The following is a 13,888-nucleotide window of genomic DNA, read 5'->3' on the forward strand; positions in this document are numbered from 1 at the left end:
TGCTTGCCCATCATACGTCTTGGACCCGGACCATCCGGTCGTGCCAGCTTTTAGGCGGCAGACAGGAAGGGACGCGTCATGGATGGTGCCATCGAGCCGAATGAGGCGCAGAACGGAGCCGACTGGAAGGTCGGCGTCGATATCGGCGGGACATTCATCGACTTCTGCGCGCTCGAAGCCCGCTCCGGCCGCGTCGCCTCGCTGAAAGTGCTGACGACGCCGGAAGATCCGGGTGCCGAGCTGATGACGGGCCTTTCGCTTCTGGCCGAACGCGAAGGCTTCGATCCCACCCTTATGACGCGCTTCGTGCATGGCACGACCGTCGGCATCAACACCATCATCCAGCGCAAGGGCGCGCCGCTTGCGCTGTTCACCAATGCCGGCTTCGAGGACGTCATCGAACTCGCGCGGCTGCGCATGCCGGACATGTATTCGCTGTTCTGCGCGCGGCCGGACCCGCTGATTTCGCGCGACATGGTGTTCGGCATTCCGGTTCGAATGCGCGCCGACGGGAGTGAATCGCAGGCACCGGACATGGCGGCGGTGGCCAGCGCCGTGGCTGCGGCTAAGGCGAACGGGGCGCAAGGGATCATCGTGTCCTTCCTCCATGCCTGGCGCAATGGCGCGCAGGAAGCCTCCGTCAAGGCGGCGATCGCGCGTCTCGCGCCCGATCTCTTCGTCTTCTCCTCGGCCGAGGTCTGGCCGGTCATCCGAGAGTATGAGCGGAGCTCGACCGCCATTCTCAATGGCTATGTCCATCCGCGCGTCTCGTCCTATCTGACGGCGCTGGAAGAGCGGCTGAAGAACCGGGGCGTGCCGGCCCGCCCGATGCTGACGAAGTCGAACGGCGGGCTGATGAACGCCGCCGAAGGCAAGCGCGCCTGCGTGAACATGCTTCTGTCGGGAACGGCCTCAGGCGTCATCGGCGCCTCGTGGCTGGCGCGCCAGGCCGGCGAGGACAAGGTTCTTACCCTCGACATCGGCGGCACCTCGGCCGACTTCGCGCTCATCATCGGCGGCGCGGCGCAGTTCGGCACCGGCGAGCTGATCGGCGAATTCCCGCTCCATATCCCCTCGGTGTCGGTCAGTTCGATCGGCGTCGGCGGCGGCTCGATCGCCAGCGTCGACGCACAGGGCGTATTGCGCGTTGGACCGGAATCGGCCGGCTCGACGCCGGGACCTGCATGCTACGGCCGGGGCGGCGAGCGGGCGACGGTGACGGACGCCATGGTGGTGTGCGGGTGGCTCGGTCACAGCGAGATGGCCTATGGCCAGCTCCGGATCGATACCGGACTGGCGCATCGCGCGGTCGGCGATCTCGCCGCCCGGCTCGGTCGCCCGGTCGAGCAGACCGCGCAGGCGATCCTCGACATCGCGGTGTCGGAAATGTTCGTCGAGGTCGAGAAGCTCGCCTCGCGCGCCGGCGTGGACTTGCGCGATTTCACGCTGATGCCTTTCGGCGGCGGCGGCCCGATGCTCGGCGCCTTCCTTGCCCGCGAACTCGGGATGAAACGCGTCATGGCGCCCCGCCGTCCCGGCGTGGTGTCGGCGCTGGGCGGACTGGTGGCGGATCTGCGCGGGGACTTCATCCGCACCATCTTCAGCCCGCTGTCGGGCACGTCGCTTGCCGGAATTCGCGGCGCCTTCGAGGCCCTCGCGCAAGAGGGTCGCGACTGGCTTACGGCGCAGGGGCACGACGGGGCGGCGGAACTCAGTCTCTCCTGCGACATGCGCTATGTCGGGCAGAGTTATGAGATCGAGGTTGTCCTTCAGCCGGAATGGCTGTCGGACGGCAACGCTGCCGCCATCGCGCAAGCCTTCCACCTCACTCATGAGCAGCTCTACGATTTCCACGACGCGGACGGCGAGATCGAACTTGTGAATGTCCGGCTATCCGCTGTAGGCGCGGGGCCGAAACTCTCCTTCCCGGAGGTCGACGAGATTGGCGCTGCCGCCATTCCGGCGCGCCGGCTCCCGGTCTACACCGGCGTGAGCGTCGAGACCGTCGACCTTCACGACCGGCAGACCCTCGTGCCGGGCAGCACGTTCGACGGCCCTGCCGTGGTCGTTCAGGAAGACACCACCTTTGCCATTCCCGCCGGAGTGCAGGCACGGGTCGATCGTCATCTCAACCTTCTGCTGACCTTCCCGGAGTGACGCCATGTTTGACCGGACAAACCTGCAGGTTCTGGCGAACCATGCCCGCGCGGCGGCCGAGAACATGGCCCACACGCTGCACCGAACCGCGCACTCCGCCTTCGTCAAGGAGACGCAGGATTTCACGGTGATGCTGATGGACCGATCAGGCGCGACCTTCGCCGTGCCGATGGACCTCGGCGCCACCTGGTATCCGGGGCTTTCGTATCACCGCGCGATCGCGATGGTCGACGACTACCGGCCGGGCGACGTTGCGTTCACCAACGATCCCTATTCCGGCCACGTCGCCACGCACGCGCCCGACACCCATCTGTGGAAGCCGGTCTTCGTCGATGGCGAGATCGTCGCCTGGACCGGAGGGCACATCCATAACACCGACATGGGCGGGGCGGTGCCGGCGTCGCTCAGTCGGGCGCTGACCGAAATCCATCAGGAGGGCATCCGCTTTCCGCCCATGAAGCTGGTCAGGGAGGGCGTCTTCGACGAGGCCATCCTGCGGATCATGAGCACCAATGTGCGCAAGCCCGATCTCAACATCGGCGACATCAAGGCACTGGTCGGCGCGCTCAACACCGGCGAGCGCAAGATCCAGGCGATGGTGAGGAAGTTCGGCAAAGCCGGTTTCATCGAAGGTGTTTCCGCGCTTCTCGACCATGCGGAGGCGCAGGCGCGCGACGTGCTGCGCTCCATGCCCGACGGGACGTGGGAATTCGCCGACTATGCCGACGAGGATTCGGTCGAGGCCAATCCGTGCCGACTGAAGCTGACGCTGACGATCAGGGGCGACGAGGCGGTGCTCGACTTCACCGGTTCCGATCCGCAGCTCGGCTCTTCACTCAATGTGCCTTCGGGCGGCGACCCGCGCCACACCATGCTGCTGGTGGGCGTCTACTACGTGCTCTACACGCTCAACCCGAAGCTCCTGCTCAACACGGGCCTCACCCGGCCGTTCACCTGCATCGCGCCCCAGGGTTCGGTGCTCAATCCGGTCCACCCTGCCGCAGTGGGCATGCGCTCACTCACCTGCGCCAGGCTGAGGTCGGTCATTTTCGGCGCCTTCTCGCAAGCGGTGCCGGAGCGCCTGCCAGCCGCACCCGCCGGCAACAATTGCATCGTCAACGTCATGACCACGGACGAGCGGACTAGCCGGAGCGTCATCGCGGCGGTGAATCCCGTGGTGGGCGGCGGCGGCGCGATGCCGCACCGCGACGGGACCAACGGATCGGGCGCCGATGCCGCCTATCTCAAGAACACGCCGATCGAGATCACCGAGACCGAGACCCCGGTCGAATTCGTGAAATACGGGCTCGCCAGGGACAGCGGCGGTGCGGGCCGCTGGCGCGGCGGGTTGGCGACCGAGATGGCCTTCCGCGTCTTCGCCCCCGATTCCAGGATCACGGCGCGCAACCGCGACCGCAGCTTCTTTCGTCCCTGGGGCGTGCTGGGCGGCAAGGCGGCCGGCCTGTCGGACATGGTCGTCAATCCGGGGACCGAGCACGAGCGGCGGCTGGGCAACATCGACACGGCGGTGCTGCAGCCTGGCGACGTGCTCGATATCCGCTCCGCTGGAGGCGGCGGGCGCGGCGATCCGCATGAACGCGAGCCCTGGCGCGTCGCGCAGGACGTGCGGCGCGGCTATGTCTCGCCGGCCTCGGCCGAGCAAGACTATGGCGTCGTCATCCGCGATGGCGAGGTCGACGAACAAGCGACGGCGCGGCTGCGCGCGCGCCAGGGGCCGGCCGTAGGCCATTTCCATTTCGGTCGGGAGCGCGAAGGCTACGAAGCGCAGTGGACGCCCGCGGCCTATGACCGGCTCACCGCCATACTGAGAGACTTGCCGATCCATTGGCGGTTCTTCGCCAAGACGGAGATCTTCCGCCGCATGAAGGGGCGCTCGGGACCGGAAGGCGTCCAGGCGGCTTTCGATGCGGTCTGCGAACGCTTCCCCGAACTGCCGCGTCCTCGCCCGGTGCGAGAGGCCGCGGAATGATCACGGCTGGGCGCATCGTCCGGCTGGCCGAGCGCGACCGGGCAGTGGTGAATTTCTATCTCGACGGACAGATGCGCACTGCACTGGCGGGTGACACCGTGCTGACCGCCATGCTGGCTTCAGGACACGCCTTGCGAAAATGCGAATTCGGACCCGAGCCGCGCGCCGGCTTCTGCCTGATGGGCGCCTGCCAGGATTGCTGGGTGTGGCAGGACGAGGGACCGCGCATGCGGGCGTGCTCGGCACTTATCACCGAAGGCGTGCGGTTACGCACGACGCCGCCGGAGAACTGGCCGTGACCGAGACCTCATCGCCGCGGATTGTGATCGTGGGCGCCGGTCCGGCTGGCATAAGGGCCGCGGCGGCGCTGGTCGAGGCCGGGCTGCACCCGGTGGTGATCGACGAAGGGCAGCGCGCGGGCGGTCAGATCTATCGCCGCCCGCCGGCCGGGTTTACCCGCACGCCGGAGCAACTCTACGGCTCGGAAGCGGCAAAGGCGCGCGCGCTGCATGCGCTGTTCGACCGGCTGGCCGAAGAGGGTCGGCTTACCCATTGGGCGGCGAGCTCGGTCATCGCCGCGCATGAGGGTCGGCTGCACGTGCTGGGGGAGGGCGGCGTGGAGGTGATCGTCTACGACCGGCTGATCCTTGCTACCGGCGCATCCGACCGTGTCGCTCCGGTCCCGGGCTGGCAGAGCGCCGGCGTCTACAGTCTTGGCGCGGCGCAGATCGCGCTCAAAGCGCAGGGCGTGGCGCTCGGGCGGCGCATCGTGCTGATAGGGTCGGGGCCTTTGCTGACGCTGGTCGGCGCCCAGCTCGTCAAGGCTGGAGCGGATGTCGCGGCGGTGCTGGACACCTCGCCCCGGGCTCAGCAGATGCGGGGGCTCTGGCTGCTTGCCGCCCGGCCATTGGTCACGCTGCGCGGTCTGGCCCTGCGGGCAACGCTCGGTGGCCGCTACCATGCGGGCGTGACGCTCGAACGGATCGAGGTCGACGGCCGCGGCGTCACGGCGATGAGCTGGCGCGACGCCGGCGGAAGGCGGCGCCTCACCCCATGCGACATGGTCGGCATGGGCTGGCACCTGCGGGCGGAGACGCACCTGGCCGACCTTGCGGGATGCGCCTTCACCTATGACGAGCAGTGGCGGCAATGGCTGCCAAAGACCGACGAGATGGGTCGGGCCGGCAATGGTGTTTATCTCGCCGGCGACGGGGTTCGTCTTCTGGGAGCGGACGGCGCAGAGATTGCGGGGCGTCTCGCCGCGGCGGCATGCCTTGCCGATCTCGGAGTTTCGGCGTACTCAGCCGGTACCGATCTGCGCAAGCTCGCGCGGCTCGAGCGCTTCGCACGCGGTCTGGCCACCGCTTTTCCCTGGCCGGAGGCGATGGTGCGGTCACTTCCCGACGACGCGATCGTCTGCCGCTGCGAGAACGTGACTGCTGGGGCCGTGCGCGAGAGCGCGGGTTTCGGCGGCGAGGCCAATAGAGTGAAATCGCTGTCGCGCGCCGGCATGGGGCGCTGCCAGGGGCGCTACTGCCAGTTGGCTGCCGTCGAACTCGTCGCGGCGCAAGCCGACTGCACGCCCGGCGCCGTCGGCCGGTTCCGCGGCCAGGCTCCCGTTCGGCCGGCGCCTATCGGCGCTTTCCTGCGGGAAGGCTGATGCCGCGCATGGATGACGATCACATCCTAGAAATCGGCGACCTTCCCCCAGGCCGAAGCGTCGAAGCGCCGCGGATCGTAGGATGTCGGATCGACGATCGGTTCGGAGCCAGTCACCAGATCGGCGACGAGGTGCCCGGCGCCGGGTCCGATGCCAAAGCCGTGTCCCGAAAATCCGGCGGCCAGGAAGAAACCCGGCACTGTATGAATCTCGCCGATGGCAGGCACCCCGTCCGGCGTGCTGTCGATATAGCCGGCCCAGGCCGCGCTGATCTTCGTCTTTTTGAGGTCGGGCAGGAGTTCGAGCGCGCGGGCGTGGGTAAGCTGAATGGTCGCGTGATCCGGGACCGGATCGAGGATGCGCATCCGCTCCATCGGCGTCGGCTGGTCGAGCCGCCAGTGCCGGAGCGTTTCGTGGCCCGACCGCATGCCCTGCAGCCCGCCGGGCGCGAGGCTGCGCCACCGCTTGAGAAACATGGGCAAGAACTGCGACGAGAAACGCAGCTGCTGCGGCGTCACGTCAACGCGGCCGCGTCCGCTGATGGCGAGCGTGTAGCCGCCGTCGCCGCGACGCGTGGCCGAGATTTGCGCCGTGTGCAGCGCATCCGGCAGGCCCTCGGCGCCGGGCGAGACCGAAAGGATCGAGGAGCGGATCGACGCCTGAGGAAAGCGGAAACCGAACTGCCGGCAGAAGGAGGAGGCCCAGGCGCCGCCGGCCAGGACCGCCAATTTCGTCCGGATCGTTCCGCTTTCGGTGACCACGCCGCTCAAGCGGCCGCCCTCGGTCTCGATGCCGCGCGCGGCGCAATTCTGGTGCACGCTGCCGCCGAGCTTCAGAATCGCGCCGGCGACCGCGGGCGCGGCCCGCGACGGATCGGCGGTGCCGTCGGTCGGCGAGAAGACGCCGCCCTTCCAGGTCCGGCCCGTGGCGCGGCCCCGCTCGCCGGCCTCGGCGCTGTCGAGCATGTGGGTGGTAACGCCGGCCGTTCTGGCGAAGTCACGCCAGCGCGCCCAGCCGGCCAGTTCCGCATCGTCATTGCTGAGGTAGAGCAGGCCGCAGCGGCGAAAGCCGGTGTCCTCGCCGGTCTCCGTCGCAAAGCTGTCCCACAGATCGAGGCTTCGTGTTGCCATCGGCAACTCGCGGGCGTCGCGGTTCTGCTGGCGGCACCATCCCCAGTTCCTGGAGGACTGCTCGGCGCCGATGCGCCCCTTTTCGACAAGCACGACCTTCATGCCGCGCCTGGCAAGATAGTAGGCCGTGAAGACGCCGACGATGCCGCCGCCGATCACCACCGCATCCGCGGACTGCGGCAGTTCGCCAGATGTCTCGATTTGCTGCAGCGGTGCGCGCATGGTCCCTCTACCTTGAAGCGTCAATCTAGCGCGTTGCGCAGGCAGCCGCTGCTGCAGTTGAGGCCGAAGCAGAATTTTATTTCGGAAGCCCTGTCAAAAACGGGAGTGCCTGCGTTTCAACGCAGTATCCAATCCGATGGACAGGCCAGCGAGCTGTGGTAGTGTCGATGGCTGTTGGTACGGCAGCATTTTGTGCTGCGGCATGCGATCTTTGGAGACGGCCATGAAACTGGATCGGATCGACATCAAGATTCTTCACGAATTGCAGAAGAATGGCCGCATCACCAATGTGGAGCTGGCCGATCTGGTGCATCTGTCACCAAGCCCGTGCCTGATGCGGGTCAAGAAGCTGCAGTCGGAAGGCTACATCGAAGGCTATTCCGCGCAGGTCAATATCGGCAAGCTCGGCCAGACGCTGACCGTGTTCACCGAGATCACCTTGAAGAACCATCGCCAGGTGGACTTCGCCCGCTTTCTCGCCGTCGTGGAGAAGATCGATCAGGTCATCGAATGCCACCTCGTATCGGGCGGCTACGACTATTTGATGAAATTCGTCACCGCCGGCATCGGCGAGTACCAGACGATCATGGAGCGACTGACCGACATGGATATCGGCATCGACAAATATTTCAGCTTCGTGGTGCTGAAGTCGCCCATCGTCAAGGCGCATATGCCGCTGCCCAGCCTTTTTCCAATGTGAGGCCGTACGTGCGATCACTGAAAAAAGAAGATCAGCCTTTCGGACTTTCATTCTTGCCGCGCATGGCGCGCTTGTCCCTGCGCTCATAGAGCGAATAGACCAATGGGATAAACCAAGGCTTGCCGCGGTATAACGGCACTGCCTTAGGCGGCGGATCGAAGTCGAAAGCCGACTGGGCCTTCTCGGTCTGGCCAAGAAGCTTGAACGCAGCCTTCTTGCCGAGCCAGCGCGCCCAAACCACACCGGAACCGCAGAACCCAGTGGCGTAGACCGTATCGCCAACCGAAAACATTCGCGGGATCATATCCCGGTTCATCGCGACTTGGCCGAACCAGCTATGCGTTATGCCCACGCCTGCCAGTTCGGGAAATATACGCCCGAGTTCCGAGCACAGATGTGTGGTAGGCGCAAGCGGATCTCCCTCCGTCGTGCCGTCGCGTCCACCGAACAGAATGCGCGAGCCATCCGGCGACGGGCGATAGTAATAGCTGAGCTGTCTCGTGTCGCCGTACATCATCTTCCTCGGCATCAGCCGACCCATCACGCTTTCGCCCAAGGGCTCAGTCGCTATGATGCGGCTGCGCACCGGCACAAGGCGACGGCGCAGCCAAGGATCGAAGCCATCCGTGTAGGCGTCGGTGCATACCAACAGCTTTTTCGCCGACACGTCGCCGCGTGACGTTGCGACACGCACGCCACCAGCATCCTGAGTGGTCCCGAGAACCCTCGTGTTCTCGTGAATGACGGCATCGGTTGTCCTGGCAACTCGCAATATGCCCGATAGCAGCTTGGCGGGATGAAGGCTTCCGATGTCCATCCGTACGAAACCGCCAGCGTAGAAATCCGTGCCGATATACCGCGATACCTCGTTGCGGGGGACCGCGAATGCCTCAATCCCGAGGGAACGGTGCAACAACTCGGCGTGGTGGCTAAGGTCCTCGCATTCGCGATCGCTTATGGCTCCATCGAAGAGACCCGAGAGGAAGAAGTCGCACTCCACCCCCTCGGCTTCGAGAAAGGCTGCCAAATCCTGCCGCGCAGCCTTTCCTTCCGCCAGTATGCCATCGGCCCGCGCTTGACCAAACCTGCGGATCAATTGTTTGCGGCTTGGCCTTATGCTGCCGCTTGCCATGCCGCCGTTTCGACTGGACGCGGCTTGCCCGATAGGCTGCCGGTCGAAGAGCTGAACGCTGCGTCCGGCTCTCGCAAGTTCGATGGCCGCCGACAGTCCCGCATAGCCGCCACCGACGATGGCGACATCGCATCGGGGGACCAGCGGCACCACCGGCAAAGCAGAGAATGCGCAATCGTCCCACCAGTACGGAGTGGCCTTGAACGGACGCGGGGCGCTCGTATCCATGGTGTGCATCTGTGATCCGATCAACGCGCTCAATCGCGCGAGACCCAGAGCTTCCGGGTGGTTTCGATCACTCGCCAGACGCCCGTGAATCCAGGGTGCATCACGAAGGCGTCGCCTGCCGCAATGCGACGCGGCTCGCCCCCATCCTCGATGAGTTCCGAAACCCCCGAAAGGATGTAGCAGACTTCGAAGGTTCCGCCTTTTATGGAGCGATAGGCGCCCGGCGTGACCTCCCATACGCCGGCCTGCACCTGGCCGTCAGAGGTTTGCGCGATATCCCAAGTCAGGAAACGGGGATCGCCTTCCACGCGCCGTTCCGGCAGCGGTTCTCCACTCCGCGGTTCGGGAAGGTTGTCCTGATCGATAAAGGTAAGTTTGGACATGAGGTACCCTTTCAGCGTGCGGAGTGCCGCTCGAAGGACAGTCGCCTTTCGATGGCATTGAGAGCAGTCAGACAGATGACGTTGATAGTTAGATAGAAGACAGCGGTGACGACGAAGATATCCATAATGGCGAAGGTCTCGCTCATCAGCCGCTTCGCGTAGCCGGTTATTTCAAGCACCGTTATTGTGGAAGCAAGGCTCGATTCCTTGACGATGACTGCGACCTCGGTGCTGTAGGAAGGCAGGGCCTGCCGCAGCGCCAATGGAAATTTGATACGGTGGAAGATAACCCAGCGAGACATGCCGCAGGCTTCTGCCGCCTCGATCAGCCCGCGCGGCAGCGAAAGCAGGGCAGTGCGGAAAATCTCCGCGGTGTAGGCGCCGGTATTGAGGGTGACGGCAAGGATGGCAGCATGCAGACTGTCGCCGATCAGCCACCACAGAACCGGGTTCTGACGTAGGAAACTGATCTGTGCCAGGCCATAGTAGATCACGAAGATCTGCACCAGCATCGGCGTGCCCCTGAATACCGCGCAGTAGAAATCGGCACATTTCCGAATGGTGTTGACCCGGGATATCCGGGCTGTTGCGAGCAGGATGCCGAACGGCAATCCAAGGCAGACCCCGAAAGCTGCAATCTGCAGGGTCGTCTTCGCTCCGACCAGCAGGAATGGAACGGCATATGTGACGATGCTGAAATCCATCCTAGTCCCTGCTGAAGCCGCGATTGAAATGTCTTTCGGCGCGGCCGAACAGAACTTGGCTCGCCGCCGTGATGGCGAAGAACATCGCCGCCGCCAGGCAATAGAACAGAAGCGGCGAGCGGGTGATCCCGGCCGCGACCGCAGCGGCACGCATCAATTCCTGCATGCCGACGACGGATACGAGCGACGTGTCCTTGATTGTCATCTGCCATACGTTGTTGATCCCACCCAGAGCCAGCCTGAGGGCAAGAGGCAGGGTGACGCGGAGGAAGGTCACGCGTTGCGACAGCGACAGCGATCGAGCTGCCTCCAGGAGACCGACAGGAACGGCCTGCAATGCCCCCCGAATGACTTCTATCGAATAGGCGCATGAGATGGCGGCGATCGCAATGATTCCGACTATGAACGGATAGGCGTTTTCGGCACTGTTCGCGTAGCCGAACGCGGTAGCAATATTCTGCACCCAATCGACTGAGCCGAAGAACAGAAGATAGATGACGAGGAGCCCAGGGACGCCGCGGATGACGATGCTGTAGGCGTCTACGAGCTGTGATACCGCAGGGACACGGCGCCAACGAAGGATGGCAAGCGGTATTGCCGCTGCTAGCCCTACGACCACACCGACGCAGCCGATCAAAATCGTAATGCCGGCCCCGCGCAGTAGCGCAAGGAGCCAACCCTTTTCGACCATCAGAACCCAGATATCGTGCAACATTTAAACATACCATCGGACCGTCGCGGCATGGCCGCGACGGTCTCTTGCCTGTCGTTGACTATTTGTTGCACGCGACGGTGTAGTCGTCCTTGAACCAGTTTTCCGAGGCAGCCTTCACCTTGCCGCTGCTGATCATGTCGCAGAGAGCGTCGTCCAGCTTGGCCTTGAGTACGCTATTTCCTTTGCGCAGGCCGACGCCCATTCCATAGCCCAGCGCTTCGTGGTCGTCCGCTCCAGTAACCTTGATGTCGATGCGGGCAAAGTTGGCGCCGTCCGGCGAACCGAGGAAGTCGACCCATGTCGGGGAATCGCCGAAGGCAGCGTCGAGCCGACCTGCCGCGAGATCCGAATTCTGCTGGGTCGTGGCGTCGTAGGTTTTCAGGTCCGCTGTCGGAACATGTTTCTTGATGAACTGGGCGTATGTGGTGCCATTGACGACGCCTATGGTCTTGCCGGCCAGCGCCATCTCGATTTCTGTAAGGCTCTTCAGCCCCACGAGCGGAGAATCCTTGGGAACTACGAAATACTGAGGTGTGGTCGCATAGGGGATGGAGTAGTCGATCTTCTTCATTCTCTCGTTGGTGATGCCGAGACCTGAGATGATGACGTCGAAGCGATCGCTGTCCATCGACGGAACCAACGAACTGAAGGTCTGCACCACGAACTTGCATTTGACTTTGAGCTCGGCGCAAATGCCGTTGGCAATGTCGGCGTCGAAGCCGGTGACGTTGCCACTGGCGTCGGCCATGCTGAACTGAGGAGCATCGCCTTCGGTGCCCACTCGCAAGACACCATCCTCAGCTGACGCTGCCTCTATTGCCGCCATCATGAGTGCGGATGCGCAGATTGAGCGAAGTACGTTCTTTGTGAGCATGCTGATTTACCCCTCTTTGCCTTCTGTTTGATGGCCGCCATCAAGCGGCGGTTGAAATGACGCTGGATAGGAACTGCTTCACCGCTTGGGTTGCGGGATTTCGAAACGATTCTTCCGGCCCGGCATCCTGCTCAATGGCACCTTTGTGCAGGAATATCATTCGGTTCGACACCTCCCGTGCGAACCTCATCTCGTGCGTGACGAGGAGGATGGTCGCTCCCTCATCGGCAAGCGTTCTGATGACCTTCAAGACCTCGCTGACCAACTCAGGATCGAGCGCGGAGGTCGGTTCATCGAAAAGCATCAGCTTGGGCTGCATCGCCAAGGCCCGCGCGATTGCAACGCGCTGCTGCTGGCCGCCCGACAGCTGGCCTGGATACCGATGGCTAAAGTCGGCCATGCCTACCTTGGATAGAGCGGAAAGCGCGATTTCATCCGCGTCGCGCTTGCGTTTCTTCAGCACGTAGATCAGCGCCTCGGTCACGTTCTCAAGCACTGTTCGATGGGGCCAAAGGTTGAAGCTCTGAAACACCATTCCGATGCGGCGTCGGAAAGTTCTGATTTTGGCGGCGTTGATGAGTTTTGTCTCGCGACGATCGTTCGGCAATACGGAAATCGCATCGCCCATCACCGCGATTTCACCCGAACTGGGGGTATCCAGAAAGTTGATGCATCGCAGGGCCGTGCTTTTTCCCGAGCCGGAAGAACCAATGAGCGAAATGACCTCTCCCTGCCGCAGCTGGAAGCTCACTCCGTTGAGAACGCTCACTGCGCCGAATGCCTTGCGCAGTTCGTGAACTTTCAGAACGGGAGCCATGCCGAAGACCTCCTGTCTGTGCCGTTTCGATTCTGTCCACTTTGCTCGGCGCCTTCAGTGTTCGATCGTTGCGCAATGTCGTCGACGGCCGCCCTCGCGATCGAGGTCGTCTCATCAATTTCGGATTCCTTCATAACTGGGCAAAAAACCCGCCCGCTGACCTCCTGGATGTGGACGCCCTTGTCGGTTTGCATGACCGGAGGCTCGTTCACGCCAGAGACGTAATCTTTCAGGTAGGTGATGGTGTGTAGAACCGATGGACGGTTCATTTCGGCGACATCTTCGCTGGTCGTCATTCTAGGATCCCTAGGGAGCCAAATCGCAGAAACAGACGAATTTCGGCTCGACGAAATCCGACGACGGATGATGTCGAGACCCCTCCGTCAAGGCCGACTGCTTCCAGTTCCATTCCACCCTCAGGGATTACAACACGATCTCAGCGTAGCTCTGGCAGGGCGCGTAATTCCGCCTTATTCCATTGTATTTCCGCAGAATTCCTGCCAATTCTAGGCTTCTAGGAGGAAACGCTCCGAATGCGTCAGACCCTGATGCGGCGGGGCAAACCAATTCTTAGGATCGGCGCTCACCTCGCGCCCATTTTCGCTGCGCGTTCTTGCAGAGATTCAGATCACGGGCTGCCTGCACCACGCCGTTGACGAGCCCAAACGCATTATCAATCAAGAAAATGCTCGATATCGATTGGCATGGAAAACCCAACCTTCACTCGATCCATGACAACCATTGTCTTGAACCCCTTGATGTCGTGATTTTCGTAGAAAAATCTCCGAGTAAAAGCTTCATAATCTTCCATGCTTCGGGATGTGATAATGAGAACGAAGTCTGCTTCTCCTGTAACGTAGTAGCCGTTCATCACTTCCGGAGTCTGGCGGATCGATTGTTTGAAGCGGTCGACGATGTCAGCCCTTTCGCGTTCGAGAGAAACCAGCACGAGCATCGCGATTGGCCGGCCGACAGTCTTGGGTTTCACGATCGAAATGTCAGCTTCGATTGCTCCCCCTTCCCGAAGCCGTTTGAGACGACGCTGGACCGCCGTTGCCGACAGGCCGACCATTTGGCCAAGCTCTTCGGTGCCGTGGCGATTGTTGGCCTGCAGAATACTAAGCAAGCGAGAGTCTAGTCGATCAAGCTTCATTCTGCGTGCCTGCGCGTTGATCT

At 63.0% G+C, this 13,888-nt stretch carries 14 protein-coding genes; 5 read left to right on the forward strand and 9 right to left on the reverse strand.

What is annotated here, in order from left to right; all coding sequences use genetic code 11:
• Window positions 1-78: 78 nt before the first annotated feature.
• From JG743_RS11820 to JG743_RS11835, 4 genes are read left to right on the forward strand one after another with little or no spacing between them, the layout of a single operon-like run.
• Entirely contained in the window at window positions 79-2,157 is a 2,079-nt protein-coding gene (locus JG743_RS11820; protein ID WP_202300362.1) for a hydantoinase/oxoprolinase family protein, read from the forward strand.
• Window positions 2,158-2,161: 4 nt separating this feature from the next.
• Window positions 2,162-4,147 (forward strand): hydantoinase B/oxoprolinase family protein, encoded by a 1,986-nt coding sequence (locus tag JG743_RS11825; protein WP_202300363.1) that lies wholly within the window; start codon window positions 2,162-2,164, stop codon window positions 4,145-4,147.
• Window positions 4,144-4,446: a (2Fe-2S)-binding protein gene (locus JG743_RS11830; protein ID WP_202300364.1), complete on the forward strand. Its 303-nt coding sequence runs from the start codon at window positions 4,144-4,146 to the stop codon at window positions 4,444-4,446. Before JG743_RS11825 ends, JG743_RS11830 begins: the two co-directional genes overlap by 4 nt.
• Window positions 4,443-5,807, forward strand: a complete 1,365-nt coding sequence (locus JG743_RS11835; RefSeq protein WP_202300365.1) for an FAD/NAD(P)-dependent oxidoreductase — start codon at window positions 4,443-4,445, stop codon at window positions 5,805-5,807. The genes JG743_RS11830 and JG743_RS11835 overlap by 4 nt, the downstream gene beginning before the upstream one ends.
• 26 nt (window positions 5,808-5,833) lie before the next feature.
• On the opposite strand, the gene JG743_RS11840 is transcribed toward JG743_RS11835, so the two are convergent.
• Window positions 5,834-7,159 carry an NAD(P)/FAD-dependent oxidoreductase gene (locus tag JG743_RS11840; protein ID WP_202300366.1) on the reverse strand — a complete coding sequence of 442 codons (1,326 nt, stop codon included), beginning with the start codon at window positions 7,157-7,159 and terminating at the stop codon, window positions 5,834-5,836.
• Window positions 7,160-7,382: 223 nt separating this feature from the next.
• On the opposite strand from JG743_RS11840, the gene JG743_RS11845 reads away from it, so the two are divergent.
• Window positions 7,383-7,859 (forward strand): Lrp/AsnC family transcriptional regulator, encoded by a 477-nt coding sequence (locus tag JG743_RS11845; RefSeq protein WP_127407051.1) that lies wholly within the window; start codon window positions 7,383-7,385, stop codon window positions 7,857-7,859.
• 31 nt (window positions 7,860-7,890) lie between these two features.
• Here JG743_RS11845 and JG743_RS11850 read toward each other — a convergent pair whose 3' ends face one another.
• From JG743_RS11850 to JG743_RS11885, 8 genes are all read right to left on the reverse strand, one after another.
• The gene (locus JG743_RS11850) at window positions 7,891-9,228 is read right to left on the reverse strand and encodes an NAD(P)/FAD-dependent oxidoreductase (protein WP_244673119.1); all 1,338 of its coding nucleotides are present in this window, start codon (window positions 9,226-9,228) and stop codon (window positions 7,891-7,893) included.
• Window positions 9,229-9,248: 20 nt separating this feature from the next.
• The gene (locus JG743_RS11855) at window positions 9,249-9,602 is read right to left on the reverse strand and encodes a cupin domain-containing protein (protein ID WP_202300367.1); all 354 of its coding nucleotides are present in this window, start codon (window positions 9,600-9,602) and stop codon (window positions 9,249-9,251) included.
• Between the two features lie 11 nt (window positions 9,603-9,613).
• Complete coding sequence (locus tag JG743_RS11860; protein ID WP_202300368.1) at window positions 9,614-10,306, reverse strand: ABC transporter permease; 693 nt, start codon at window positions 10,304-10,306, stop codon at window positions 9,614-9,616.
• Between the two features lies 1 nt (window position 10,307).
• On the reverse strand, window positions 10,308-11,021 hold the full coding sequence (locus JG743_RS11865) for an ABC transporter permease subunit (protein WP_202300369.1): 714 nt from the start codon (window positions 11,019-11,021) through the stop codon (window positions 10,308-10,310).
• 58 nt (window positions 11,022-11,079) lie between these two features.
• On the reverse strand, window positions 11,080-11,802 hold the full coding sequence (locus JG743_RS11870) for a transporter substrate-binding domain-containing protein (RefSeq protein WP_244673120.1): 723 nt from the start codon (window positions 11,800-11,802) through the stop codon (window positions 11,080-11,082).
• A gap of 133 nt (window positions 11,803-11,935) precedes the next feature.
• Window positions 11,936-12,712 carry an amino acid ABC transporter ATP-binding protein gene (locus JG743_RS11875; RefSeq protein ID WP_202300371.1) on the reverse strand — a complete coding sequence of 259 codons (777 nt, stop codon included), beginning with the start codon at window positions 12,710-12,712 and terminating at the stop codon, window positions 11,936-11,938.
• Window positions 12,697-13,008 (reverse strand): hypothetical protein, encoded by a 312-nt coding sequence (locus tag JG743_RS11880; protein ID WP_202300372.1) that lies wholly within the window; start codon window positions 13,006-13,008, stop codon window positions 12,697-12,699. The genes JG743_RS11875 and JG743_RS11880 overlap by 16 nt, the downstream gene beginning before the upstream one ends.
• A gap of 377 nt (window positions 13,009-13,385) precedes the next feature.
• On the reverse strand, window positions 13,386-13,865 hold the full coding sequence (locus JG743_RS11885) for an Lrp/AsnC family transcriptional regulator (protein WP_202300373.1): 480 nt from the start codon (window positions 13,863-13,865) through the stop codon (window positions 13,386-13,388).
• Window positions 13,866-13,888: the final 23 nt, after the last annotated feature.

This window comes from Mesorhizobium sp. 131-2-1 (genome assembly GCF_016756535.1).
GTDB lineage: Bacteria > Pseudomonadota > Alphaproteobacteria > Rhizobiales > Rhizobiaceae > Mesorhizobium.